Annotated in this window: 22 protein-coding genes; 11 read left to right on the top strand and 11 right to left on the bottom strand. The window is 62.3% G+C overall.

Annotation, left to right across the window (positions count from 1 at the left end; translation table 11 throughout):
• Positions 1-10 precede the first annotated feature (10 nt).
• Together AC788_RS21610 and AC788_RS09940 are read right to left on the bottom strand one after the other, a co-directional pair.
• Positions 11-484 carry a hypothetical protein gene (locus AC788_RS21610; RefSeq protein WP_152965729.1) on the bottom strand — a complete coding sequence of 158 codons (474 nt, stop codon included), beginning with the start codon at positions 482-484 and terminating at the stop codon, positions 11-13.
• Between the two features lie 95 nt (positions 485-579).
• Complete coding sequence (locus tag AC788_RS09940; RefSeq protein ID WP_049860482.1) at positions 580-1,488, bottom strand: choline sulfate utilization transcriptional regulator; 909 nt, start codon at positions 1,486-1,488, stop codon at positions 580-582.
• A 114-nt stretch (positions 1,489-1,602) separates the two neighbouring features.
• Between AC788_RS09940 and betC the strand changes: the two genes are divergently transcribed.
• Entirely contained in the window at positions 1,603-3,129 is a 1,527-nt protein-coding gene (gene betC / locus AC788_RS09935) for a choline-sulfatase (RefSeq protein WP_049860481.1), read from the top strand.
• A 24-nt stretch (positions 3,130-3,153) separates the two neighbouring features.
• On the top strand, positions 3,154-4,089 hold the full coding sequence (choX, locus tag AC788_RS09930) for a choline ABC transporter substrate-binding protein (RefSeq protein WP_049860551.1): 936 nt from the start codon (positions 3,154-3,156) through the stop codon (positions 4,087-4,089).
• Positions 4,090-4,242: 153 nt separating this feature from the next.
• Here choX and aroE read toward each other — a convergent pair whose 3' ends face one another.
• Both aroE and hemF read right to left on the bottom strand, forming a co-directional pair.
• Entirely contained in the window at positions 4,243-5,076 is an 834-nt protein-coding gene (aroE, locus tag AC788_RS09925; protein WP_049860480.1) for a shikimate dehydrogenase, read from the bottom strand.
• A gap of 17 nt (positions 5,077-5,093) precedes the next feature.
• The gene (hemF, locus tag AC788_RS09920; protein ID WP_049860479.1) at positions 5,094-6,017 is read right to left on the bottom strand and encodes an oxygen-dependent coproporphyrinogen oxidase; all 924 of its coding nucleotides are present in this window, start codon (positions 6,015-6,017) and stop codon (positions 5,094-5,096) included.
• A gap of 165 nt (positions 6,018-6,182) precedes the next feature.
• Between hemF and AC788_RS09915 the strand changes: the two genes are divergently transcribed.
• Positions 6,183-7,157, top strand: coding sequence for an NADPH:quinone reductase (locus AC788_RS09915; RefSeq protein ID WP_049860478.1), 975 nt, complete (start codon positions 6,183-6,185; stop codon positions 7,155-7,157).
• 66 nt (positions 7,158-7,223) lie between these two features.
• On the opposite strand, the gene AC788_RS09910 is transcribed toward AC788_RS09915, so the two are convergent.
• The 3 genes from AC788_RS09910 to AC788_RS09900 all read right to left on the bottom strand — a co-directional run bounded on the left by AC788_RS09910 (position 7,224) and on the right by AC788_RS09900 (position 10,052).
• Entirely contained in the window at positions 7,224-7,778 is a 555-nt protein-coding gene (locus tag AC788_RS09910; RefSeq protein ID WP_049860477.1) for an L-threonylcarbamoyladenylate synthase, read from the bottom strand.
• 37 nt (positions 7,779-7,815) lie between these two features.
• On the bottom strand, positions 7,816-8,907 hold the full coding sequence (gene dprA, locus AC788_RS09905) for a DNA-processing protein DprA (protein ID WP_049860476.1): 1,092 nt from the start codon (positions 8,905-8,907) through the stop codon (positions 7,816-7,818).
• Between the two features lie 119 nt (positions 8,908-9,026).
• Positions 9,027-10,052, bottom strand: coding sequence for a LysM peptidoglycan-binding domain-containing protein (locus AC788_RS09900; RefSeq protein ID WP_049860475.1), 1,026 nt, complete (start codon positions 10,050-10,052; stop codon positions 9,027-9,029).
• Positions 10,053-10,123: 71 nt separating this feature from the next.
• On the opposite strand from AC788_RS09900, the gene def reads away from it, so the two are divergent.
• From def to trkA, 4 genes are all read left to right on the top strand, one after another.
• Positions 10,124-10,630: a peptide deformylase gene (def, locus tag AC788_RS09895; protein WP_049860474.1), complete on the top strand. Its 507-nt coding sequence runs from the start codon at positions 10,124-10,126 to the stop codon at positions 10,628-10,630.
• A 128-nt stretch (positions 10,631-10,758) separates the two neighbouring features.
• The gene (gene fmt, locus AC788_RS09890; RefSeq protein ID WP_049860473.1) at positions 10,759-11,691 is read left to right on the top strand and encodes a methionyl-tRNA formyltransferase; all 933 of its coding nucleotides are present in this window, start codon (positions 10,759-10,761) and stop codon (positions 11,689-11,691) included.
• Positions 11,688-13,001 carry a 16S rRNA (cytosine(967)-C(5))-methyltransferase RsmB gene (gene rsmB, locus AC788_RS09885; protein ID WP_049860472.1) on the top strand — a complete coding sequence of 438 codons (1,314 nt, stop codon included), beginning with the start codon at positions 11,688-11,690 and terminating at the stop codon, positions 12,999-13,001. Before fmt ends, rsmB begins: the two co-directional genes overlap by 4 nt.
• A gap of 13 nt (positions 13,002-13,014) precedes the next feature.
• Entirely contained in the window at positions 13,015-14,388 is a 1,374-nt protein-coding gene (gene trkA, locus AC788_RS09880; protein WP_049860471.1) for a Trk system potassium transporter TrkA, read from the top strand.
• A 125-nt stretch (positions 14,389-14,513) separates the two neighbouring features.
• On the opposite strand, the gene AC788_RS09875 is transcribed toward trkA, so the two are convergent.
• Both AC788_RS09875 and AC788_RS09870 read right to left on the bottom strand, forming a co-directional pair.
• Positions 14,514-15,401, bottom strand: coding sequence for a lysophospholipid acyltransferase (locus AC788_RS09875; protein ID WP_049860470.1), 888 nt, complete (start codon positions 15,399-15,401; stop codon positions 14,514-14,516).
• Positions 15,402-15,438: 37 nt separating this feature from the next.
• A complete protein-coding gene (locus AC788_RS09870) occupies positions 15,439-15,990 on the bottom strand; it encodes a DNA-3-methyladenine glycosylase I (RefSeq protein ID WP_049860469.1) in 552 nt (183 codons plus the stop codon).
• Between the two features lie 83 nt (positions 15,991-16,073).
• Here AC788_RS09870 and glyQ point away from each other — a divergent pair, with 83 nt between their 5' ends.
• Genes glyQ through AC788_RS09850 form a run of 4 tightly spaced genes read left to right on the top strand, consistent with a single transcriptional unit; the run spans position 16,074 to position 20,400 of the window.
• Positions 16,074-17,027, top strand: a complete 954-nt coding sequence (gene glyQ, locus AC788_RS09865) for a glycine--tRNA ligase subunit alpha (RefSeq protein WP_043193756.1) — start codon at positions 16,074-16,076, stop codon at positions 17,025-17,027.
• Positions 17,024-19,078 carry a glycine--tRNA ligase subunit beta gene (gene glyS, locus AC788_RS09860; RefSeq protein WP_049860468.1) on the top strand — a complete coding sequence of 685 codons (2,055 nt, stop codon included), beginning with the start codon at positions 17,024-17,026 and terminating at the stop codon, positions 19,076-19,078. The genes glyQ and glyS overlap by 4 nt, the downstream gene beginning before the upstream one ends.
• A gap of 3 nt (positions 19,079-19,081) precedes the next feature.
• Entirely contained in the window at positions 19,082-19,615 is a 534-nt protein-coding gene (gmhB, locus tag AC788_RS09855) for a D-glycero-beta-D-manno-heptose 1,7-bisphosphate 7-phosphatase (RefSeq protein WP_049860467.1), read from the top strand.
• A 14-nt stretch (positions 19,616-19,629) separates the two neighbouring features.
• A complete protein-coding gene (locus AC788_RS09850) occupies positions 19,630-20,400 on the top strand; it encodes a lysophospholipid acyltransferase family protein (RefSeq protein ID WP_049860466.1) in 771 nt (256 codons plus the stop codon).
• A gap of 165 nt (positions 20,401-20,565) precedes the next feature.
• Here the strand turns inward: AC788_RS09850 and AC788_RS09845 are convergent, their stop codons facing one another.
• The gene (locus AC788_RS09845) at positions 20,566-22,182 is read right to left on the bottom strand and encodes an MFS transporter (protein WP_049860465.1); all 1,617 of its coding nucleotides are present in this window, start codon (positions 22,180-22,182) and stop codon (positions 20,566-20,568) included.
• A 67-nt stretch (positions 22,183-22,249) separates the two neighbouring features.
• The gene (locus AC788_RS09840; protein WP_049860464.1) at positions 22,250-23,902 is read right to left on the bottom strand and encodes a GMC family oxidoreductase; all 1,653 of its coding nucleotides are present in this window, start codon (positions 23,900-23,902) and stop codon (positions 22,250-22,252) included.
• Positions 23,903-23,912 lie beyond the last annotated feature (10 nt).

Here is a 23,912-nt window from a genome sequence, read left to right as displayed (position 1 = left end):
TTCTCATATTCTAATGAGAAGCCGCCCAAGCGCTTATACACCCCATGCCACTAGCCAAAAAGTCCATGGATGACCAATTCGATAGATCTGAAACAGGCTCGACATAGTCGAAACCGTAAACAAGCGTGATATTGCCCCAACAGCCGCTCACTTTTTCGACGTTGCGATCCGGCTGCTGGAAATGGGTTTCGCTGATTACCGTACATACAATCCGGTTCAAGGCGTGTTGAGCAGAAACGCATTCGCCTTTCATGCCTTTGAAAAACGCTACCAGTGATGCATGGTCCAACGGTCGAAATGCCCGAGCGCCTATGGATCTACCTTCATCAAGACGAAGGGAAGGCGAGTGATCATCCGGCATCATGCGGATGATCGTATAGGTGAAGATATCGATTGGGGCAGGCGGCTGATAATCTTGAGGGATGGGTAGATAACATCCTGAAACGGCGGTAGATACAACGGCGACTGCTATGGCACGGCGCATGTCGATGCATTCCTGATCGGTGGGATCATGCAGGGTAGCCAGTCGACCGATAGTGCAGTAGCAGCCGTTTCCCAAGTGAGTGTGGGATATCCCCTCTACCGCTGGCTCTGCTCCTCCATCACCCAATCCACGAACCGTTGCACCATTTGTCCACGGCGTTTGCGTTGCGGCACCACCACGAAATAGCCCAACGCCGATGTGGCGGCGCCTTCGAAAGGGCGGCAGAGCAGTTGCTGCTCCAGCAATGCGTCCACCAGGTGACGCCAGCCGATGGCAACGCCTTGCCCGGCAATCGCGGCCTGGATGAGCAGTGTGTAGTTGTCGAAGCGCAATTGCCCCGGCGCTGGGGCACTGGGGATGTGCAAGGCGCGGAACAGGCCGCTCCAATCGAACCACTGACAGCTGCTTTCACCGCGCAGATGCAGCAGCGGCCATTCGAGCAATGCATCAGGGCCCAGCGGTAGCGTTCGATCTTCCAACAGGCGCGGGCTGCAGACCGGGAAGACTTCTTCGTTGAACAACCAGTGACTTTCACCCTGACGGAAACGGCCATCGCCGAACAGAACTGCCACGTCAATGTTCGGGCCGAGCATGGCGTGGCTGCGTTCGCTGGTGACCAAGCTGACATCGACCTGTGGATAACGCTGATGGAAGCGATGCAGGCGTGGCATGAGCCAATAGGCGGCGAACGCGAAGTCGGTGGAGACCTGAAGCACTTCGTGCTGGGTCTGGGTGGTGATCAAGCCCAGACAGTCGTCGATACTGCGCAGCCCTCCCTGTACCGCCTCGAACAGGGTGTAGCCTGCGTCGGTCAGCTCGATGCCTCGGTAGATACGATCGAACAGGCGGATGGCCAGTTGTTCCTCAAGCCGTTTGATCTGCTGGCTGACGGCAGGTTGCGTCGTACCCAACTCGGCGGCGGCAGCCGTGAAACTGCGCAGCCTGGCGGCGGCCTCGAAGGCCCGCAACAGGTCAAGGGAAAGCTCTCCGAGGCTTGCCAACATAAGCGCTACTTATCCTAGGTATTGTTCTGCGTGGGCTTTACCAGGCCACAGCCGCACCGCATGGTGAACGGCAGAAACTTCGCATTAATCTCCACTATGGAATGCCCTGAGCCGATGAAGCGCAAGAACATTCTTTTCATCATGGCCGATCAGATGGCCGCCCCTCTGTTGCCGATCTACGCGGCGTCTCCCATCAAGCTGCCGAACATCAGCCGCCTCGCCGAAACCGGCGTGGTGTTCGATGCCGCCTACTGCAACAGCCCGCTGTGCGCGCCGTCGCGTTTCACCTTGGTCAGTGGGCAGTTGCCGAGCAAGATCGGCGCCTACGACAACGCTGCCGAATTTGCCGCCGACGTGCCCACCTACGCCCACTATCTGCGCCGCCTGGGTTATCGCACGGCGCTGTCGGGAAAGATGCATTTCTGCGGCCCTGAACAACTGCACGGTTACGAGGAACGCCTGACCAGCGATATCTATCCCGCCGACTATGGCTGGGCCGTCAACTGGGACGAACCCGACGTGCGCCCCAGCTGGTATCACAATATGTCCTCGGTGCTGCAGGCTGGCCCCTGTGTGCGCACCAACCAGCTGGATTTCGATGAAGAAGTGGTGTTCAAGGCCCAGCAGTACCTGTTCGATCACATTCGCCAAGACGGCGACCAGCCTTTCTGTCTGACGGTGTCGATGACCCATCCGCACGATCCCTACACCATTCCCAAGCCGTTCTGGGACCTGTACCGCGACGAAGACATTCCCCTGCCGCAGAACGTGCCGAGCCAGACCGAACTGGACCCGCATTCGCAGCGCCTGCTCAAGGTCTATGACCTGTGGGACAAACCCTTGCCTGTGGATAAGATCCGCGACGCACGACGCGCCTATTTCGGCGCGTGCAGCTACATCGATCACAATGTCGGCAAGCTGATGCAGACCCTGGAAGAAACCGGGCTGGCCGACGACACCATCATCGTCTTCTCCGGCGATCACGGCGACATGCTTGGCGAGCGTGGGCTCTGGTACAAGATGCATTGGTTCGAGATGGCGGCGCGGGTGCCGCTGCTGGTCTGCGCCCCTGGCCAGTTCAAGCCGGGGCGCGTACAGGCGGCTGTTTCCACCGCCGACCTGCTGCCCACCTTCGTCGAGCTGGCCGGCGGCGAACTCGAGCCCGGCCTGCCTCTGGACGGTCGTTCGCTGGTTTCCCACCTGCAGGGTGAAGGCGGCCACGACGAGGTGTTCGGCGAGTACATGGCCGAAGGCACCAGCAGTCCGCTGATGATGATCCGCCGCGGGGCGATGAAATTCATCTACAGCGAGCAAGACCCCTGCCTGCTCTACGACGTGGACAACGATCCACACGAACGCGAAGACCTGAGCCAGTCACCCTCGCACCGGGCACTGTTCGAGGCTTTTCTGAGTGAAGCCCGCCGTAAATGGGACATGCCGGCGATACACCAACAGGTGCTCGCCAGCCAGCGCCGCCGTCGTTTCGTGGCCAGTGCATTGACCCAGGGCACGCTGAAGAGCTGGGATCACCAGCCGCTGGTGGACGCCAGTCAGCAATACATGCGCAACCACATCGACCTCGACGACCTGGAGCGCAAGGCACGTTATCCACAACCCTGCCCATTACATCAGACGCTTTGAGGGGAAGTCCGCATGAAGGTGACCATGAAGATATCCACAGCCCTGGCAGCCGGCTGGTTGGCGGCTGCCGGCTCGCCGGCGTTCGCCGATGAACCGCTGTCTGACCCACAAAGTTGCGCTACCGTGAAGATGGCTGACCCGGGCTGGAGCGACATTGCCGCCACCAATGCGCTGGCCAGCCTGGTACTGGAGGGCATGGGCTACAAGCCCAAGATCGACACCCTGGCCGTGCCCATCATTTTCGGCGGCTTGAAGGATGGGCAGGTGGATGTCTTCCTTGGCAACTGGATGCCGGCTCAACAGGGTTTCTACGACAAGTTCGTCGCCAACGGCGATGTTGTGCAGTACGCCAAGAACCTGGACGGTACCGAGTTCACCCTGGCCGTTCCCGATTATGTCTACGACGCCGGAGTGAAGGATTTCGCCGACCTGGACAAGCATGCCGATCAGTTCGGCAAGAAAATCTACGGCATCGGTTCGGGGGCACCGGCCAACCTGTCACTGGCCGAGATCATCAAGAAAGACGAATTCGGTTTGGGTGACTGGAAGCTGGTGGAGTCCAGCGAGCAGGCCATGTTGGCCGAGGTCAATCGCAACGTGAAGAAGAAGGCGTTCGTGGTCTTCCTCGGTTGGACGCCGCACCCGATGAACGTGCAGATCAAGCTCAAATACCTCACGGGCGGCGAGAAGTATTTCGGCTCCACCGGGACCGTGCACACTTTGACCCGCAAGGGTTACGCCCAGAGCTGCCCGAACACCGCCAAGCTGCTCAGCAACTTGGTGTTCACCCAGGAGATGGAAAACGGGATCATGGCCGATGTGGCCAACAGCAAGAAGACCAGCGCTCAGGCGGCGCATGCCTGGCTGAAAGCCAATCCGGCGGTGCTGGAGAAGTGGCTGGACGGAGTGAAGACACTGGATGGCAAGGATGCGCTGCCAGCGGTGCGGGCGAAGCTTTGATTTTTACGGGCTTGATGGTGGTGGGTGTCAGTGATGGCCTCTTCGCGGGCAGAGCCCGCTCCCACATGGATACCGCGTTGAGCACTGGATCTCTGTAGGAGCGGGGCGGGCGGCGAGCTCTCTGCCCGCGAAGAGGCCTTCACTGACACCCCTTCAATCGACTCGACCCGCCGCCATCTCCCGCCGCAACTGGCTCAGCACCGGCGCCGTATCCACTGCCACGCCGCGCCAGTAGGTGAAAGCTTCCGCCGCCTGCTCGACCAGCATGCCGAAACCATCCAGCGACAGCCGCGCACCGTGTTCGCTGGCCCAGCGACAGAACGGCGTCGGTTCCTTGCCGTACATCATGTCGTAGCAGACCGTGACACCGGGTTCGATCAAGCTGCTGGCAATGGGCGGCAGATCGCCTGCCAGGCTCGCCGACGTGGCATTGATGATGATATCCACAGGCTCTTCCAGCCAATCGAAGCCACTGGCCGCAACCGGGCCCAGATCAGCGAACAGCCGCGCCAGCTGTTCGGCTTTCTCGACCGTACGGTTGGCGATCACCAGCGACAGCGGCTGCTGTTCGAGCAGCGGCTCGATCACCCCTCGCACCGCACCGCCGGCACCCAGCAACAGAATGCGCTTGCCTTGCAAGGTCACACCGGCGTTGTCGACCAGATCGCGCACCAACCCCACGCCATCGGTGTTGTCGCCACGCAGGCCGCCATCGGGCAGACGACTGAGCATGTTCACCGCGCCGGCACGCTGCGCGCGTGGGGTCAGCACGCTGCACAGGCTGAAGGCCTGCTCCTTGAACGGCACGGTGACGTTGGCGCCCAGGCCTTCCTTGAAAAAGCCCAGGGCACAGTCGGTGAAGCCATCGATGGGCGCCAGCAGCGTGCTGTAGTCCAACGCCTGGCCGGTCTGCTCGGCAAACAATCGGTGAATGGCCGGTGACTTGCTGTGACCCACCGGGTTGCCGAAAACCACATAACTGTCCATGCGAAACGGTTCCTGAATCAAAGGGCGGAGGCTTGTGCCAGCCAGTCGCGGTCCTGGAGGAAATAATCGGTCAACCGCGCTTCTTCGCTACCAGGCGCAGCCTTCCAGTCATAGCCCCAGCGCACCTGCGGCGGCAGCGACATCAGGATCGACTCGGTGCGGCCTCCCGACTGCAGACCGAACAGCGTACCGCGGTCGTAGACCAGGTTGAACTCGACGTAGCGGCCGCGGCGGAATTCCTGGAATTCACGCTGCTGCGCGGTGTAGGCCATGGCCTTGCGACGCTGCACGATGGGCAAATAGGCGTCGATGAAGGCATCGCCGATGGCGCGCATGAAAGCGAAGCTGGTGTCGAAATCCCATTCGTTCAAGTCATCGAAGAACAGGCCGCCCACACCGCGCGGCTCGCCGCGGTGCTTGAGATGGAAATAGTGATCGCACCAGGCCTTGTAGCGTGGATAGACATCGGCGCCAAAGGGCTCGCAGGCCTGCTGGGCGACGCGGTGCCAGTGGATGCAGTCTTCTTCGTGGGCATAGTAGGGCGTGAGGTCGAAACCACCACCGAACCACCAGACCGCCTCTTCGCCTTCCTTTTCGGCGATGAAGAAGCGCACGTTGGCGTGGGACGTGGGCACATGCGGGTTGTGCGGGTGAATCACCAGGGACACGCCCAGCGCCTCGAAACCACGGCCGGCCAGTTCCGGGCGATGGGCGCTGGCCGAGGGGGGCAGGCCGGTGCCGAATACGTGGGAAAAATTGACCCCGCCTTTTTCGATCAACTCACCGTCGGCAATCACCCGGGTACGACCGCCGCCGCCCGCTGGACGCGTCCAGGCATCCTCGACGAAGTGCGCGCCGCCGTCTTCGGCCTGCAAGGCGTGGCAGATTCGGTCCTGCAGATCGAGCAGATAGGCTTTTACGGCCTCGGTGCGGGTAGTCATGGCATCACCTTGGAGAAGGGCAAATACCGCCAGCGGCCTGCGAACACGCCTGACCGGCGATCAAGTCGGCGCGTAGCATAGCATCGCTCACCGCCTGCGGCAGTTGACGCCGATCAAGCAAAGGCGTCCGATAGGCCTTCGCCCAACGACAGCAGGAGTGAACAGATGGCAAAGCGTATCCAGTTCGGTTCCACCGGCGGCCCGGAAGTCCTCGAGTTCGTCGACTTCGAGCCCAGGCAACCGGGCCCGCAGGAGATTCGCGTAAGCAATCACGCCGTGGGCGTGAACTACATCGACAACTATTTCCGCAGCGGCCTGTACCCGACGCCACAACTGCCATCGGGCCTGGGCACCGAGGCGGCCGGGGTGGTGGAGGCGGTGGGCAGCGAGGTGGACGGCTTCAAGGTCGGCGACCGTGTGGCCTACGCAGGCGGCCCTCTGGGCGCCTACAGCGACCTGCACGTGTTGCCTGCGGCCATGGCCGTGCACCTGCCGCAAGCGATCAGCTTCGAGCAGGCCGCTGCGGTGATGCTCAAGGGCCTGACCGTTCAATACCTGTTGCGCCAGACCTACAAGGTCGAAGCCGGAGAAACCATTCTGTTCCACGCGGCCGCCGGTGGCGTGGGTTCACTGGCCTGCCAATGGGCAGCGGCGTTGGGCGTGAAGCTGATCGGTACCGTCAGCTCGCCCGCCAAGGCCGAGCGAGCCAAGGCACTGGGGGCCTGGGAGGTGATCGACTACAGCCACGAGGATGTGGCCAAGCGAGTTTTGGAGCTGACCGACGGCAAGAAATGCCCAGTGGTCTACGACGGCGTGGGCAAGGACACCTGGGAAACCTCGCTGGACTGCCTCCAGCCACGTGGCCTGATGGTCAGCTTCGGCAACGCCTCCGGCGCGGTCAGTGGAGTCAACCTGGGGATCCTGTCGCAGAAGGGCTCGCTGTACGTCACCCGGCCGACCCTTGCCAGCTACGCGGTGCCCGGTGCGGTACAGGGCATGGCCGACGAACTGTTCGAGATGATCGCCAGCGGCAAGCTCAAGGTCGACGTCAGCCAGCAGTACCCGTTGAGCGAAGCGGCGAAGGCACAAACGGCCCTCGCCGCACGCGAGACGGTGGGCTCGACCATCCTGCTGCCGTGAAGCCGGGCAGGGAGCCTCACGCTGACGGCTCTCTCGCCAGGTTTAGGGCAAGAGTCAGGGCCAGAGTCAGGGCCTGATCACCTCGCCGGTGACCAGGTCACGGATCACGCTCGGACTCTTCCGCCCACCCAGCGCGCCCCCCAGCACCAGGTCCACTTCGCCCCGGAAGTATTGCTCCACGCGCAGGCGGCTGCGGGCAGCCGGACGGCCCTGGCGATTGGCCGAGGTCGACACCAGCGGCCCTACCAGCGCACACAGCTCGCGCACCTGCGGGTGATCGCTCACGCGCAGGGCCACGGAGTCGTGAATGCCGGTGATCCATTCGGGCAACAGGTCCTGATGAGGCACCAGCCAGGTATTCGGGCCGGGCCAGGTGCTGGCCATCCGATCGATCCAGTCCTCGGGGAAGTCCTCGAACAGGAAGTCGAACTGACGAATGTTGTCGGCGACCAGTATCAGACCCTTGTCGACCGAGCGCTCCTTGATGGCGAGCAAGCGGTAGACCGCCTCTTCGTCCCACGGATCGCAACCCAGCCCCCAGACAGCTTCGGTCGGGTAGGCGATCACCGCGCCCGCTCGGATCTCGCGCGCCGCTTGTTGCACACGCCAACTGCTCACCATCTGCTGTCACTCCCATTGGAAACTGCCGCCAGTGTACTTAGCTGGCACGTGCAAACCAACGCCCCGCCTGACTGACCACACGCCCCTGCAGTTCCAGCTCGGTGAGTTGCGCCATCACCTGGGGCAATGGCCAGCCGAGGGCTGCGGCCAGACCTTCAGTGGTATGCGCCGCTGCCACCAACGTGCTCAGCAGCGGATCTTGCGATCGTTGCGGTGCTGGCGACGAGGCTGGCGGCAGGCGCTGCCAACCCTGCAAGCCTTCGAGGATGTGATCGATGGTCTCGACCAACTGCGCACCGTCGCGGATCAACTGATGACAACCACGGGCGCCAGGATGATGAATCGAGCCTGGCAGTGCCCACACTTCGCGACCATGCTCGGCGGCAAGACGTCCGCTGGCCGGACTCGCTTCGATGACCAGCACGCCCAGCGACAAGCCGCTGATGATCCGGTTGCGCCGGGGAAAATTGCCGGGCTGTGCCTGGGCGTGCAGGGGAAACTCGGAAACCAGCGCGCCACGGGCCTCGACGATGGCCTGCGCCAAGGCACGGTGCTTCTGTGGATAAAGTTTTTCCAGCCCGGTGCCCAAGACCGCGATGGTATATCCACCCACGTCCAGCGCCCCTTGGTGGGCAGCACCGTCCACACCCAGGGCGAGACCGCTGGTGATCGTGAATCCCGCACCTGCCAGGGTGCGAGCGAAGGCCCGGGCATTGTCCAATCCGGGCGGCGAGGCGCGGCGACTGCCAACCACGGCGATCTGCGGCCGCTCCAGTACGCCGGGGTCCCCGCGCACGAACAGCAGCGGCGGTGGATCGGCGATCTCCTTGAGCAGGGCCGGGTAGTCAGGCTGGTCCCACATCAGCAAATGCTGGTCCGCACGCTCTAGCCAGGCCATCGCAGCCGCAGCAGATTGATGAATGCCGGGGTCGCGGCGGGCCTGGGCGCTGGCGTCGCTGCAACCTGCACCGCGCCATTGCACGGCCGAGGCATCGAGCGCCGAACGCGCACAGCCGAAGTGCGCAACGAGCTTGTGAAAGCGTTGCGAGCCAATGTCGGGGAGTAGTTGCAAGCGCAGACGCGCTTCGAGTTCGGAACAGGTGTGGGTGTTGCTTTCGAAAAGCGGCATCCGATCTTCCTTGAATCGGCAGGCTCGCAAGCAGCTGGACAAGCTGTGGATAACTCTGTGCACAAAAGTATCGGAATGCGCCTGGGCACGATCCTCTCGTACCCAGGCGCCAGGTGCGGCTACGGGTTGCCTACCTTGTCCATCACTGCCAACGAGCGGTTGGCGTTGAGGATCAAACCATAGCTCAGCTTTTCATAGGTGCGGAACACCATGAGCAGACCGGAACGCTCGTCCGGGACCTTGATCTGCTCGCCAGTGATACGATCGCGCACTGTCTCGCCGGTCTTGTAGACCGCCAGAACGTCGCCTTCGCGCAGCCCGTCGCGCTTTCCGCGGTTCAAGGTGACCACGTCGTACTTGCCGATCTGTGTAACACCTCGTGGCACATCAATGATCACACCATGGATGTCCGACTGCGGCGCGCTGGGAAAAAATGTCGAATTGACCGCACGCTGTTCATCGCTGAACAGCCGATCGCCCAGGCGAACTTCTTCGCGCGAGCGCTGCAGGACCAGGGTAGAAATGTCACCTTCGGTCGCGACGATTTCGCCACCACCGATATTGTCGGCGTTGATGCCCAGAAACTCCTGGGTATCGGGATCCGTGTAGGCCTTGCCCTGGCGGAAGATGCCATAGACCGACTGCGCCGGATCGAACGATCCGCGAGCGTAGATGCGGTCGCCCATGCCACTGAGCACCCGCTCGGCATTGCCGGCGACGATGTAGGGTGCGGCGTTGAAATCTTCGACCGAATCCATGATGCGGTTGGTCAGCAGAAAGCTGTTGATCGATTCCAGCGGTATGCTGGGAATGGCTTCTGCCACGGGTGTGGTGCGCACTTTGGGCGAGAGCTTGATGGTGCCGCGCGAGGCGCCGCGCTCGAGCATCAGTTGCGGCTGACCATCGACGAAGCCCAGCACCAGCGAGTCGCCGGGGTAGATCAGGTCGGGGTTGGCAATCTGCGGATTGGCGTGCCAGAGCTGCGGCCACTGCCACGGCTGGCGCAGAAACTTGCCGGAAATGTCCCACAATGTGTCGCCACGGACCACGGTGTAGCGCTGTGGGTAGCCGTCCCTGAGCTGCACCTGCGCCTGCGTCAGGCCGGACATTGCCAGCAGTAGCAGGGCGAGTAGTGATTTCCTCATGCCGTGAATCCCTTTATCATGTCTGTTCACGCGAAATAACGACTTTACCTCACAGTGCAGCACATACGCATATGGCTATTTTAAACATCCTCGAATTTCCAGACCCGCGCCTGCGTACCGTCGCCAAGCCGGTCACGGTGGTGGACGACAGCGTTCGCCAGCTCATCGATGACATGTTTGAAACCATGTACGACGCGCCGGGCATCGGTTTGGCCGCTACCCAGATCAATGTGCACAAGCGCATCGTGGTCATGGACCTGTCCGAAGATCGCAGCGAACCGCGGGTGTTCATCAACCCCGAGTTCGAGTCGTTGACCGACGAGATGGACCAGTACCAGGAAGGCTGCCTGTCGGTGCCCGGCTTCTACGAGAATGTCGATCGTCCGCAGAAGGTCAAGGTCACGGCGCTGGATCGCGACGGCAAGCCCTACGAACTGATCGCCGAAGGGCTGCTGGCCGTATGCATCCAGCACGAGTGCGACCACCTCAACGGCAAGCTGTTCGTCGACTACCTGTCCAACCTCAAGCGTGACCGGATCAAGAAGAAGCTGGAAAAACTGCACAAGCAGCAAGCCTGATTCCGGTGCCCCCGTAGGAGCGGTCAATAGCCGCGAACAACGCACCTCGGTGCGTCAGGAAGGGCCCCTTCGCGGCTGTCAGCCGCTCCTACAAAGGGTTGCGGCCCACCTCCAACAGCGAGAACTCCATGCGCATCGTCTTCGCGGGCACTCCCGAGTTTGCCGCCGAACACCTCAAGGCCCTGCTGGCCACCTCCCACGATATCGTCGCCGTGTACACCCAGCCGGATCGCCCGGCGGGACGCGGGCAGAAACTCATGCAAAGTCCGGTCAAGCAACTGGCCCTGGAGCACGGCATCCCTGTGCTCCAGCCAGCGACGCTGCGTGACCCGCAGGCACAGGCCGAACTGTGTGAACTGGCTTCGGACCTCATGGTGGTGGTCGCCTACGGGCTTATCCTGCCGCAGGCGGTGCTGGATATTCCGCCGCTGGGCTGCATCAACAGTCATGCTTCGCTGCTGCCACGCTGGCGCGGTGCAGCGCCGATCCAGCGGGCGGTGCAGGCCGGCGATGCGCAGAGCGGCGTCACCGTGATGCGCATGGAGGCCGGTCTCGATACGGGCCCCATGCTGCTCAAGGTCAGCACCCCGATCGATGCCCACGATACCGGCGGCAGCCTGCACGACCGTTTGGCGCAGCTTGGCCCGCCGGCGGTGGTCCAGGCCATTGCCGGCTTGGCTGCGGGATCCCTGCCAGGCGAAACCCAGGACGACAGCCTGGCCAACTACGCGCACAAGCTGGACAAGAACGAAGCACGCATCGACTGGAGCCAGCCGGCCGAAGTGCTGGAACGCCTGGTACGGGCGTTTTTCCCCTGGCCGATCTGCCACAGCACCTTGAACGGCGAGGCCCTGAAGGTGCTGACGGCCGAGTTGGCCGAGGGCAGCGGTCAGCCGGGTGAAATCCTTCAGGTCGACAAGGACGGGCTGACCGTCGCCTGCGGTGTGCAGGCACTGCGCCTGACCCGCCTGCAGTTGCCGGGCGGCAAGCCACTCAACTTCAGTGACCTGTTCAACAGCCGCCGCGATCGCTTCGTGGTCGGCACGGTGCTGGGCCAATGAACCCACGTCTGGCGGCGGCCCGCGCGCTCGCGGCAGTGCTCAACGGCAAGGCCTCGCTCAACAGCTCCCTGCCCAAGGAATTGGACAAGGTCGAAGCGCGGGACCGTGGCCTGGTCCAGGACCTGGCGTTCGGCACGGCGCGCTGGCAGCCCCGTCTCGATGCGCTGGCGGAACGCTTGCTGCAAAAGCCCTTCAAGGCCGCCGATGCCGATGTGCATGCCCTGCTGCTGGTGGGCCTCTACCAGCTGCTGTATACCCGCGTGCCGGCCCATGCCGCGATTGGCGAAACCGTCGGCTGCGCCGACAAGCTGAAGAAACCCTGGGCCAAGGCATTGCTCAACGCCGTACTGCGGCGCGCACAACGCGAGAGCGACGCCATTCTGGCCGAACTCGAACGCGATCCGGTGGTACGCACCGCACACCCGCGCTGGCTGCAGAAATCGCTGAAAGCCTTCTGGCCAGAGCAATGGGAAGCCATTTGCGCTGCCAACAACGCTCATCCGCCGATGATCCTGCGGGTCAACCGCCGCCATCACGACCGTGATGCCTACCTGGGCCTGCTGGCCGAGCAGGGCGTGGCCGCGCAGGCCTGTGTCCACAGCCGCGATGGCATCGTTCTTTCAGAAGCCTGCGACGTGCGCGGGCTGCCCGGTTTCAGTGAAGGCTGGGTCAGCGTGCAGGATGAAGCCGCGCAGTTGGCCGCCGAGCTACTCGACCTGGCCCCCGGTCAACGCGTGCTCGATGCCTGCTGCGCGCCAGGTGGCAAGACATGCCATATCCTGGAAGCCGAACCGGCCCTGGCTGAGGTTGTGGGAATCGATCTCGAAGCGAAACGCCTGGTCCGGGTGCGCGAGAACCTGCAGCGTCTGGGGTTGCAGGCTCATTTGATCGCCGCCGATGGCCGCGATACCTCGGCCTGGTGGGACGGCAAGCCGTTCCAACGCATCCTGCTCGACGCACCCTGTTCGGCCACCGGCGTGATCCGCCGTCATCCCGACATCAAGCTGACCCGCCAACCCGACGACATCCATGCCCTGGCCGTGCTGCAAGGCCAGTTGCTCGACGCCATGTGGCCGACCCTGGAGGTTGGCGGCGTGTTGCTCTATGCCACGTGCTCGACCTTGCCCACGGAAAATACCGAGGTCATCGAAGCGTTCCTCGCTCGCACGCCCGGCGCACGCGAACTGGACCTGGCCACCTCTGCCGGGATCAAGCAGGCCCATGGCCGCCAACTGCTGGCGCAAGAGGGCGGTCACGATGGCTTCTACTACGCCAAACTGATCAAGATTGCCGCCGTACGCGGCCATTGACGGGGAATAACGGATGAAGATCATCATCCTGGGTGCAGGGCAGGTGGGCGGCACTTTGGCCGAGCACCTGGCCAGCGAGGCCAACGACATCACCGTGGTCGATACCGACCCCGAACGCCTGCGCAACCTCGGCGATCGCCTGGACATCCGTACCGTGCAGGGCCGCGGCTCGTTTCCGACCGTGCTGCGCCAGGCCGGTGCCGACGACGCGGACATGCTGGTGGCAGTGACCAACAGCGACGAAACCAACATGGTCGCCTGCCAGGTCGCCTACACCCTGTTCCATACCCCGACCAAGATCGCCCGGGTGCGCGAATCGGCCTATCTCACCCGTGCCGGCCTGTTCGACAACGATGCCATCCCGGTGGATGTGCTGATCAGCCCTGAACAGGTGGTGACCAACTACATCAAGCGCCTGATCGAATACCCCGGCGCCTTGCAGGTCATCGACTTCGCCGGAGGCAAGGCGCAGCTGGTTGCGGTCAAGGCTTACTACGGCGGCCCGCTGGTGGGCCAGCAATTGCGGCAGATTCGTCATCACATGCCCAAGGTCGATACACGCGTGGCGGCCATCTTCCGTCGGGATCGGCCGATCCTGCCCCGCGGCGACACGGTCATCGAAGCGGACGATGAAGTCTTCTTCATCGCCGCCCGCGAAGACATTCGCGCGGTGATGAGTGAACTGCGCCGGGTCGACCAGAGCAACAAGCGGGTGGTCATCTCCGGCGGCGGGCAGATCGGCGAGCGCCTGGCCGAAGCCATCGAAAGCCGTTACCAGGTGAAGATCATCGAGATGAATCCGGCGCGCTGCCGCTATCTTTCCGACACCCTGGACAGCACCGTGGTGTTGCAGGGCAGCGCCTCGGACCGCGACCTGATGCTCGAAGAGAACATCGCCCAGGCCGATATATTCCTGGCCCTGACCAACGATGACGAGGCCAACATCATGTCCTCGTTGCTGGCCAAGCGACTGGGCGCGCGCAAGGTCATGACCATCATCAACAACCCGGCCTACGTCGATCTGGTCCAGGGCGGCGAGATCGACATCGCCCTGAGTCCACAACTGGCGACCATCGGTACGCTGCTTGCGCACGTACGGCGTGGCGATATCGTCAGTGTGCATTCATTGCGCCGCGGCGCAGCCGAAGCCATCGAGGCCATTGCCCATGGCGATGCGCGCTCGAGCAAGGTGATCGGCAAGCCCATCGAAACCATCGACCTGCCACCGGGAACCACCATTGGCGCGATCATTCGCGATGACCAGGTGATCATCGCCCACAGCGACACGGTGATCGAAGCCGGTGACCACGTGATCCTGTTCGTTGTGGATAAAAAATACATCCGCGACGTGGAAAAGCTGTTCCACGTGGGCCTGAGCTTCTTCTGACCTCCGATCCCGCTCCCTCACAGAGCGAGCTCTCCAGGAGCCCGCTCTGTGGAAGCAGGTCTGGAAGCATGTCCTGTGGGAGCGGGTCTCTGCCCGCGAAGAGGCCATTACGCCAGGCCGCTACCTCAATACCACTTCGCCTCACCCGCGGGCCGCTTCTTGAAGCGCTTCATGCTCCACATGTACTGGCTCGGATAAGCCCGCACATACTTCTCGACCACAGCACTCATCGCCGCGACCGAGGTGTGCGTATCGGTGCTGTACATGGCCTCGGGCGCCGCTTCCAGAATGACCTTGTAGCCCGAACCGTCCGGCAGGCGCAGCGCATGCAGGAACACACCGACGGCCTTGCCGCCAGCCAGCATGTTGGGCACGAACTTGCTGGTCAGCGCCAGCGTACCGAGGAAGGGGACGAACATGCCGGCCGATTCGGCCGGTTCCGGGTCCGCCGGAATGCCCACCTGGCCGCCCTTGCGCACCTCCTTGATGACACTGAGGATGCCTTCCTTGGTCGAGGCCGCCACGCGGTTGCCCAATTGCACCCGCTGCTTCTGCAGCAACTCGTCCACTGCCTTGAGCTTGGGCGGTCGGTAGAAAATGATCGGCTTGCACTGGTTGCAGTAGAAGTGATTGAGCACCTCCCAGTTGCCCAGATGGCTGGTGATGCCGACCACGCCCTTGCCCGACGCCAGCGCCTGAGTGAGCACCTCCAGGCCCTCGACTTCGCGAACCAGATCGAGCGAGCGCTGGGCCGGCCAGATCCAGGCGCAGGCGCTCTCGGTCAACGTCTTACCGATGTCCATCAGGCTGCGGCCTACCAGACGCTCGCGCTCGGCACCGTCCATCTCCGGAAAACACTTGGCCAGGTTGATACGCACCACATCGCGCGACCGGGTCGGCAGCTTCCACATCAGCCAGCCGATGGCGGTGCCGACCCGTTGCACGGTGCGCCACGGCAGCAGCGCGAACAACCGCAAGGCACTGACCATCAGCGCCCCTTTGAACTTATCCACAGATCACTCCTTAATTGCCCAGACGCTCATTCTAGCCTCAGCCGGCCAGCGCGGCGTAGCGATCGCAATCTCGGGTATGGTCCATGACCATGCCCGAGGCCTGCATGAAGGCGTAACAGATGGTCGGGCCGACGAAGGTGAAGCCGGCTTTCTTCAAGGCCTTGCTCATGGCTCGGGCCTCGCCGGTTTCCGTGGGGATGTCGCTGCGATCGTGCGGATGATTGATCTTCGGCTGTCCACCGACGAACGACCAGAGAAAAGCCACCGGGTCTTCAAGCTGCAGCCAGGCGCGGGCGTTCTTGCGCACCCCGTTGAGTTTGAGGCGATTGCGCACGATGCCTGGATCCTGCATCAGCTCCTCGATCTCCTCGTCACTCAGCTGCGCAAGACGTTGCGGGTCGAAGCCGTGGAGCACCTGTCGATAGCGTTCACGCTTGCGCAGCACGGTGATCCACGACAGGCCGGCCTGGAACCCTTCCAGCGAAAGCAACTCGAACAGGGCGCCCGCCTCGCGCAGCGGCACTCCCCATTCAAGGTCGTGATAGGCCTGGTACAACGGGTCTTGGGTACACCAAAAGCAGCGAGGCATTGGGGCTCCATGGGTAGAGGCGCCGCGGAATCGCGGTATACTCCCGCTCTTTATATTCGCAGCCCTAGAAACAGGTGAATTTCGTGAGCCAGCCTACGCCAGCCGTGCGTACCTTCCAAGACTTGATCCTCGCCCTGCAGCAATACTGGGCCGAGCAAGGTTGTGTGGTGCTTCAGCCCTACGATATGGAAGTGGGCGCCGGCACTTTTCATACCGCCACGTTTCTGCGCGCCGTCGGCCCGGAAACCTGGAACGCCGCTTACGTGCAACCCAGCCGCCGTCCGACTGACGGCCGCTATGGCGAGAACCCCAACCGCCTGCAGCACTACTACCAGTTCCAGGTCGTTCTGAAGCCCAACCCGGACAACTTCCAGGAGCTGTATCTGGGTTCGCTCAAGCACATCGGCCTCGATCCGCTGGTGCACGACGTACGCTTCGTCGAAGACAACTGGGAGTCGCCGACCCTGGGCGCCTGGGGTCTGGGCTGGGAAGTCTGGCTCAACGGCATGGAAGTCACTCAGTTCACCTACTTCCAGCAGGCCGGTGGCATCGAGTGCTACCCGGTCACCGGCGAAATCACCTACGGCCTCGAGCGCCTGGCCATGTACCTGCAGGGCGTCGACTCGGTCTACGACCTGGTCTGGGCCGATGGTCCGTTCGGCAAGGTGACCTACGGCGACGTGTTCCATCAGAACGAGGTGGAGCAGTCCACCTACAACTTCGAGCACGCCAACGTCGACAAGCTGTTCGAACTGTTCGATTTCTACGAGAGCGAAGCCAAGCGCCTGCTCGAACTGGACCAGCCCCTGCCGCTGCCCAGCTATGAAATGGTCCTGAAGGCGTCCCACACCTTCAACCTGCTCGATGCCCGCCGCGCCATTTCGGTCACCGCGCGCCAGCAGTACATCCTGCGCGTGCGGACCCTGGCCCGCGGCGTGGCACAGGCCTACCTGATGGCCCGTGCCAAGCTGGGTTTCCCCATGGCGACCCCCGATCTGCGTGATGAAGTATTGGCCAAGCTGGAGGCTGCGCAATGAGTGCTCAAGATTTTCTGGTCGAGCTGGGCACCGAAGAGCTGCCACCCAAGGCCCTCAACACCCTGGCCGACGCTTTCCTGGCCGGTATCGAGAAAGGCCTGCAGGCCGCTGGCCTGAACTACAGCGCCAAGAACGTCTACGCCGCGCCTCGTCGTCTGGCCGTGCTGATCACGGGCCTGGACACCCAGCAGCCGGACCGCAGCATCAACCTCGACGGCCCGCCGCTGCAGGCCGCTTTCAATGCCGAAGGCGAGCCGACCCAGGCTGCGTTGGGTTTCGCCAAGAAATGCGGCGTGGACCTCAGCGAAATCGATCGCAGCGGCCCCAAGCTGCGCTACAGCCAGAACATCGTCGGCAAGCCCACGGCCAGCCTGCTACCGACCATCGTCGAAGACTCGCTCAACGACCTGCCGATCCCCAAGCGCATGCGCTGGGGCGCGCGCAAGGAAGAATTCGTGCGGCCGACCCAGTGGTTGGTGATGCTGCTGGGTGACGATGTCGTCGATTGCACCATCCTGGCTCAGAAGGCCGGACGCGAATCGCGCGGCCACCGTTTCCATCATCCGCAGAACGTACGCATCAGCTCGCCGGCCAGCTACCGCGAAGACATGCGCCAGGCCTACGTGCTGGCCGACGCTCATGAGCGCCGTGAACTGATCGCCCGACGCACCGCCGAGCTGGCTACCCAGCAGGAAGGCAGCGCCATCGTGCCACCGGCCCTGCTCGACGAAGTGACGGCGCTGGTCGAATGGCCCGTACCTCTGGTGTGCTCGTTCGAAGAGCGTTTCCTGGAGGTGCCGCAGGAAGCCCTGATCACCACCATGCAGGACAACCAGAAGTACTTCTGCCTGCTGGATGCCGACGGCAAGCTGCTGCCACGCTTCATCACCGTGGCCAACATCGAGAGTAAGGATCCGCGTCAGATCGTCGAGGGCAACGAAAAAGTCGTACGCCCACGCCTGACCGACGCCGAGTTCTTCTTCAATCAAGACAAGAAGCAGCCGCTGGAAAGCTTCAACGCGCGTCTGGAAAACGTGGTGTTCCAGGCCCAGTTGGGCAGCGTCTACGACAAGGCCGTACGGGTCTCCAAACTGGCGGCCTACATTGCCTCGCGCATTGGTGGCGATGCCCAGCGCGCCGCGCGGGCAGGCTTGCTGTCGAAGTGCGACCTGGCCACGGAAATGGTCGGTGAATTCCCGGAAATGCAGGGCGTGGCCGGCTACTACTACGCGCTCAACGATGGCGAGCCCGAAGACGTTGCTCTGGCGCTCAACGAGCAGTACATGCCGCGTGGCGCGGGTGCCGAACTGCCCAGCACCCTGACCGGCGCAGCCGTGGCCATCGCCGACAAGCTCGACACCCTGGTCGGCATCTTCGGCATCGGCATGCTGCCCACCGGCAGCAAGGACCCCTATGCCCTGCGCCGTGCCGCGCTGGGCGTGCTGCGCATCCTGATCGACAAGCAACTGGACCTGAACATCAACGATGCCGTGGGCTTCGCGGTCTCGGCCTTCGGCAGCAAGGTGAAGTCCGCAGGGCTGGCCGAGCAGGTGCAGGAGTTCATCTTCGACCGCCTGCGTGCTCGCTACGAAGACGAAGGCATCGATGTCGCCACCTACCTGTCGGTCCGTGCACTGCAGCCTGGTTCGGCGCTGGATTTCGACCAGCGCGTGCAGGCTGTCCAGGCGTTCCGCCGGTTGCCCGAAGCGGCTGCCCTGGCGGCAGTGAACAAGCGCGTCTCGAACCTGCTGAGCAAGGCCGACGGCAAGATCTCCGCCACCGTGGAGCCCAAGTACTTCGACAACGCCAACGAGTTCTCGCTGTATTCGGCCATCACTCAGGCCGACCAGGCCGTGGTGCCCATGGCCGCCGAGCGTCGCTACAACGAAGCGCTGACCCGTCTGGCCGCCTTGCGCGAGCCAGTGGATGCGTTCTTCGAAGCGGTGATGGTCAATGCCGAAGATGCCAATGTGCGGGCCAACCGCTACGCCTTGCTGGCACGGCTGCGCGGTCTGTTCCTGGGCGTCGCCGATATTTCGTTGCTGGGGTAAGCCTTGAAACTGCTGATTCTCGATCGCGATGGGGTCATCAACCATGACTCCGATGCCTACATCAAATCGGTCGCCGAATGGCTGCCATTGCCCGGCGCGATCGAGGCCATTGCGCAGTTGCACCAAGCCGGCTGGACGGTGGCGGTCGCCACCAACCAGTCTGGCCTGGCGCGCGGATACTACGATCTGGCTACCCTCGACGCCATGCACGAGTGCCTGCGCTCGCTGGTGGCCGAGCAGGGCGGTGAGGTCGGCCTGATCGTGCATTGTCCACATGGTCCGGATGACCATTGCACCTGCCGCAAACCGCTTCCGGGCTTGTTGCAGACCATCGCTGCGCACTACGACGTGCCTCTGGCCGGCGTCTGGTTCGTGGGTGATAGCTTGAGTGACCTGAACGCCGCAACGGCGGTGGCTGCTCAGCCGGTGCTGGTGAAAACCGGCAAAGGCCTGCGTACCCTGACTCATGAACTGCCCGAAGGGACGCTGATTTTCGATGACCTGGCGGCAGTCGCCGGGCACCTTATCCACACTTGACGGTACCCACCGCTATGTCGATCCTGCGGGCAATCAGAATCTTTGCCTTTTATCTGCTATTGGGCAGCAGCGCCTTGCTGTGGTGCACGCTGAGCTTCTTCATCGCGCCATTCCTGTCGTTCAAGGCGCGCTACCGTTTCATCAACGTGTACTGGTGCCGTTGTGCGCTGTGGCTGACACGCGTCATGCTCGGCATCGATGTGCAGATCAAGGGTGCACACAACGTTCCCAAGACACCCTGCGTCATCGTCTCCAACCATCAGAGCACCTGGGAAACCTTTTTTCTTTCGGCCTATTTCCAGCCCCTGAGCCAAGTGCTCAAGCGTGAGCTGCTGTTCGTCCCGTTCTTTGGCTGGGCCATGGCCATGTTGCGCCCCATCGCCATCGATCGCGACAACCCAAAGCTGGCACTCAAGGAAGTCGCGAGCAAAGGGGACACTCTGTTGAAAGATGGGGTGTGGGTGCTGATCTTTCCTGAAGGTACCCGCGTTCCCTATGGCCAGATTGGCAAATTCACCCGCAGCGGCAGTGCCTTGGCCGTGAATGCCGGGTTACCCGTATTGCCCATCGCTCACAACGCCGGGCGCTATTGGCCCAAGGAAGGCTGGAACAAGCACCGTGGGACCATCGAAGTGGTCATTGGTGAACCGATGTACGCCGAGGGTACAGGCCCGCGAGCCATTGCAGCCCTGAACGAGCGCGTACAGACGTGGAATGAGCAAACCCAGCAGGCCATGGGCGCGCTGCCGGAAAAGCCCGAAATCGCACCGACACCGGTTATCTGATTTCTGTGGATAACTTGTGTATTGTTTCTCGCGTAAACTATTTGAAAACTACGTAACCATTTGTTGGATATGAAGTTTTCTAAAGGCTATAAATCCCTGCCATTGGTGCATAAGTTTTTTGCACGGCGGTGAAAGGCTCGACTTTCGAGCCTTTCACCGCAGCGTCTAGACCTTGTCCAGATCAACGTGCCGCGTTTCCTTCAGACAGAACATCCCCACCACGAAGCTGACCCCGGTCACCAGCACCGGGTACCACAGTCCGTAGAAGATATCCCCCGTGTACACCACCAACGCAAACGAGACCGTGGGCAGGAATCCGCCGAACCAGCCGTTGCCGATGTGATAGGGCAGGGACAGGGAGGTATAGCGGATACGGGTGGGAAAGAGTTCCACCATCACCGCTGCCAGCGGGCCATAGGTCATGGTAGCGATCAGAATCATGGCAACGATGATCAACACCACCATGGGTTGATTCACCAGGCTCGCATCGGCCTTGGCAGGGTAGCCGGCCTGGGCGATGGCAGCCCGCAACGCCGGCTCGTCATAGCCTGTGATGCGCTGCTCGCCGATCGTGATCGCCACATCGCTGCCGTCGGCTGGAGCCGAGGAATACGGCACACCCGATTTGATCAGTAACGTCTTGACCTTGTCGCAGGGGCTGTCGAATTTGGCCTTGCCCACCGGATCGAACTGGAAGGTGCAGGTGGCCGGGTCAGCCATGACCGTCACTGGCGCTGTGCGAGTGGCCTGGTCGATCTGCGGATTGGCGTAGTGGCTCAAGCCCTTGAACAGCGGGAAATAGGCAAAGGTTGCCAACAGCAATCCCAGCATCAGGATGGGCTTGCGTCCAATGCGGTCGGACAACCAACCGAAGAATACGAAGAACGGCGCACCGATGATCACACTGATGATCAGCAACTGGTTGGCCAGCGCCGGATCCATCTTCAGCATTTGCGTCAGGAAGAACAGCACGTAGAACTGCGCGCAGTAGAAGGTCACCGCCTGCCCGGCGTTGATGCTGAACAGCGCGGTCAGCACGATCTTCAGGTTCTGCCAGGAACCGAAGGACTCCCGGATCGGTGATTTACTGGTCTTGCCCTCGGACTTCATCTTGGTGAAAGTCGGCGACTCGCTCAGGCTCAGACGAATCCAGGTCGAGATACCCAGCAACACGATCGACAGCAGGAACGGCAGGCGCCAGCCCCAGACCTCGAACTGATCGCCGCTGATGTAGCGGCTGCCCAGGACCACCAGCAACGACAGGAGCAGGCCCAGGGTGGCGGTCGACTGGATCCAGCCGGTATGAAAACCTCGCTTGCCCTGTGGCGCATGTTCGGCCACATAGGTCGCCGCGCCACCGTACTCACCTCCCAGTGCCAGGCCCTGCAGCATGCGCAGGATCACCAGAATGATCGGCGCTGCGATGCCGATGCTGGCGTAGGTCGGGAGCAAGCCTACCGCGAAGGTCGATATCCCCATCAGAATGATGGTCATGAGAAAGGTGTACTTGCGCCCGATCATGTCGCCCAGGCGACCGAACACCAAAGCGCCGAAAGGGCGCACCAGAAAGCCTGCTGCAAATGCCATCAGGGCAAAGATGAAGGCTGTGGTCTCGTTCACTCCGGCAAAGAACTGCTTGCTGATCACCGCAGCCAGGGCGCCGTACAGAAAGAAGTCGTACCATTCGAACACCGTCCCCAGGGACGAGGCGAAGATGATCTTCTTCTCGTCCCGGTTCACGGCAGGCGCGGCCGCCGCGCCCTGTTGCAGATAATCCGCCATATTCGCATCCTCAGTGATTATTGTTGTTGTTCCACTGTTGCTTGTCCCGAGTACTGCCTGTGCTCGGTCAAATCCTTTCCGGCATTTGCAGCGATGTCGCCGGCACAGCTTGCAAGGGCTGTGGATCAAGGATCATCTGCGCGGCCTTTTCGGCGATCATCACCGTCGGCGAGCAGGTATTGCCCGAGACGATTTCCGGCATGATCGAAGCGTCCGCCACACGCAGGCCCTGTACGCCACGTACCTTGAGTTGCGCATCCACCACCGCGAGGGTGTCATTGCCCATGCGGCAGGTACCCGCTGGATGAAAGATAGTCGTTCCTATGTGTCCTGCCGCTGCGCGCAACGCTTCCTCACTCTGCACCTCTTCCCCTGGCAGGTATTCCTGTGGAGCAAAGCCTTGCAGTGCCGAGCCTTGAACGATCTTGCGCGTCAGGCGGATGGCATCCACGGCCACCCGAACATCCTCGGGATCGCTCAAATAGTTGGGATCGATCAGCGGCGCTGCGTCCGGATCGGCAGAACTGATATCGACCCGCCCGCGACTTTTCGGGCGCAGGTTGCACACCGAGGCCGTGAACGCAGGAAACCGATGCAGCGGCTCGCCGAAGCGCTCCAGCGACAGGGGCTGTACGTGATACTGGAGGTTGGGGGAGGGCTGCTCGGGGCTTGAGCGCACGAACGCACCCAGCTGGCTGGGCGCCATGGCCAGCGGCCCACTGCGGTCGTACAGGTAGCGCACACCCATGCCGAACTTGCCCCACAGGCTGTTGGCCACTTGGTTAAGCGTGCGTGCATTGCTGACCTTGTAGACCAGACGCAGTTGCAGATGGTCCTGCAGGTTGCCGCCCACCCCAGGCAGTTCGTGCTGCACCTGGATGCCCAGGCGTTCGAGCAATGGCCGCGGACCGATGCCGGATCGCTGAAGGATGGTCGGGGAGCCGATCGCGCCCGCACAGAGAATGATTTCCCTTGCAGCCTGGAACCGATGGTCCTCACCCTGCCAGCGGGCAACCACGGTGTGAGCACGGCCATCCTGCAACAGCACCTTGTCCACTCGAACGCCCGTATGGACCGTCAGGTTCGCCCGTTTGAGCGCCGGACGCAGGAACGCCTTGGTCGAATTCCAGCGCACTCCGGCTTTCTGATTGACCTGGAAATACCCACACCCCTGATTGTCGCCGGTGTTGAAGTCATCGATGCTGGCAATGCCGGATTCCGCCGCCGCACTGCGGAACGCATCGAGAATGGGCCAGCGGTAACGCTGCTGCTCCACGCGCCACTCGCCCTCGGCGCTATGGAATTCCGAATTGCCGGCATGGTGGCTCTCGCTCTTGCGAAACAGCGGCAGGACGTCCTTCCAGCCCCAGCCCGGATTACCCAAGGCCTCCCAGCGGTCATAGTCGCTGGACTGGCCGCGCATGTAGATCATGCCGTTGATCGACGAACATCCACCCAGGACTTTGCCCCGTGGGTAATTCAGGGCACGGCCGTCGAGGCCCGGTTGCGGTTGGGTCTTGAAGCACCAGTCGGTGCGGGGGTTGCCGATGCAGAACAGGTAGCCCACCGGAATATGGATCCAGGCATAGTTGTCCCGGCCTCCGGCCTCCAGCAACAAAACCTTGACCGAGGGATCGGCGGACAGTCGATTGGCAAGCAGGCAGCCTGCAGGACCGGCGCCGACAATGATGTAGTCGTAGACGGATGAGATCGATGGCATGGTGTACTCC

Origin of the sequence: Pseudomonas sp. RIT-PI-a (genome assembly GCF_001187875.1) — a bacterium.
Lineage (GTDB): Bacteria > Pseudomonadota > Gammaproteobacteria > Pseudomonadales > Pseudomonadaceae > Aquipseudomonas > Aquipseudomonas coleopterorum.
Note: the sequence above shows the minus strand (reverse complement) of the source record. Positions and strands in the feature narration are given on the sequence as shown.

Coding starts and splice junctions, on each gene's coding strand:
- AC788_RS09940 (WP_049860482.1), bottom strand. CDS start 1,488: ATGTTGGCAAGCCTCGGAGAGCTTTCCCTTGACCTGTTGCGGGCCTTC.
- def (WP_049860474.1), top strand. CDS start 10,124: ATGGCTATTTTAAACATCCTCGAATTTCCAGACCCGCGCCTGCGTACC.
- dprA (WP_049860476.1), bottom strand. CDS start 8,907: ATGCCGCTTTTCGAAAGCAACACCCACACCTGTTCCGAACTCGAAGCG.
- trkA (WP_049860471.1), top strand. CDS start 13,015: ATGAAGATCATCATCCTGGGTGCAGGGCAGGTGGGCGGCACTTTGGCC.
- AC788_RS09900 (WP_049860475.1), bottom strand. CDS start 10,052: ATGAGGAAATCACTACTCGCCCTGCTACTGCTGGCAATGTCCGGCCTG.
- hemF (WP_049860479.1), bottom strand. CDS start 6,017: ATGACTACCCGCACCGAGGCCGTAAAAGCCTATCTGCTCGATCTGCAG.
- AC788_RS09870 (WP_049860469.1), bottom strand. CDS start 15,990: ATGCCTCGCTGCTTTTGGTGTACCCAAGACCCGTTGTACCAGGCCTAT.
- aroE (WP_049860480.1), bottom strand. CDS start 5,076: ATGGACAGTTATGTGGTTTTCGGCAACCCGGTGGGTCACAGCAAGTCA.
- AC788_RS09850 (WP_049860466.1), top strand. CDS start 19,630: ATGTCGATCCTGCGGGCAATCAGAATCTTTGCCTTTTATCTGCTATTG.
- fmt (WP_049860473.1), top strand. CDS start 10,759: ATGCGCATCGTCTTCGCGGGCACTCCCGAGTTTGCCGCCGAACACCTC.
- rsmB (WP_049860472.1), top strand. CDS start 11,688: ATGAACCCACGTCTGGCGGCGGCCCGCGCGCTCGCGGCAGTGCTCAAC.
- AC788_RS09910 (WP_049860477.1), bottom strand. CDS start 7,778: ATGGTGAGCAGTTGGCGTGTGCAACAAGCGGCGCGCGAGATCCGAGCG.
- AC788_RS09840 (WP_049860464.1), bottom strand. CDS start 23,902: ATGCCATCGATCTCATCCGTCTACGACTACATCATTGTCGGCGCCGGT.
- glyS (WP_049860468.1), top strand. CDS start 17,024: ATGAGTGCTCAAGATTTTCTGGTCGAGCTGGGCACCGAAGAGCTGCCA.
- AC788_RS21610 (WP_152965729.1), bottom strand. CDS start 484: ATGCGCCGTGCCATAGCAGTCGCCGTTGTATCTACCGCCGTTTCAGGA.
- AC788_RS09845 (WP_049860465.1), bottom strand. CDS start 22,182: ATGGCGGATTATCTGCAACAGGGCGCGGCGGCCGCGCCTGCCGTGAAC.
- betC (WP_049860481.1), top strand. CDS start 1,603: ATGAAGCGCAAGAACATTCTTTTCATCATGGCCGATCAGATGGCCGCC.
- choX (WP_049860551.1), top strand. CDS start 3,154: ATGAAGATATCCACAGCCCTGGCAGCCGGCTGGTTGGCGGCTGCCGGC.
- AC788_RS09915 (WP_049860478.1), top strand. CDS start 6,183: ATGGCAAAGCGTATCCAGTTCGGTTCCACCGGCGGCCCGGAAGTCCTC.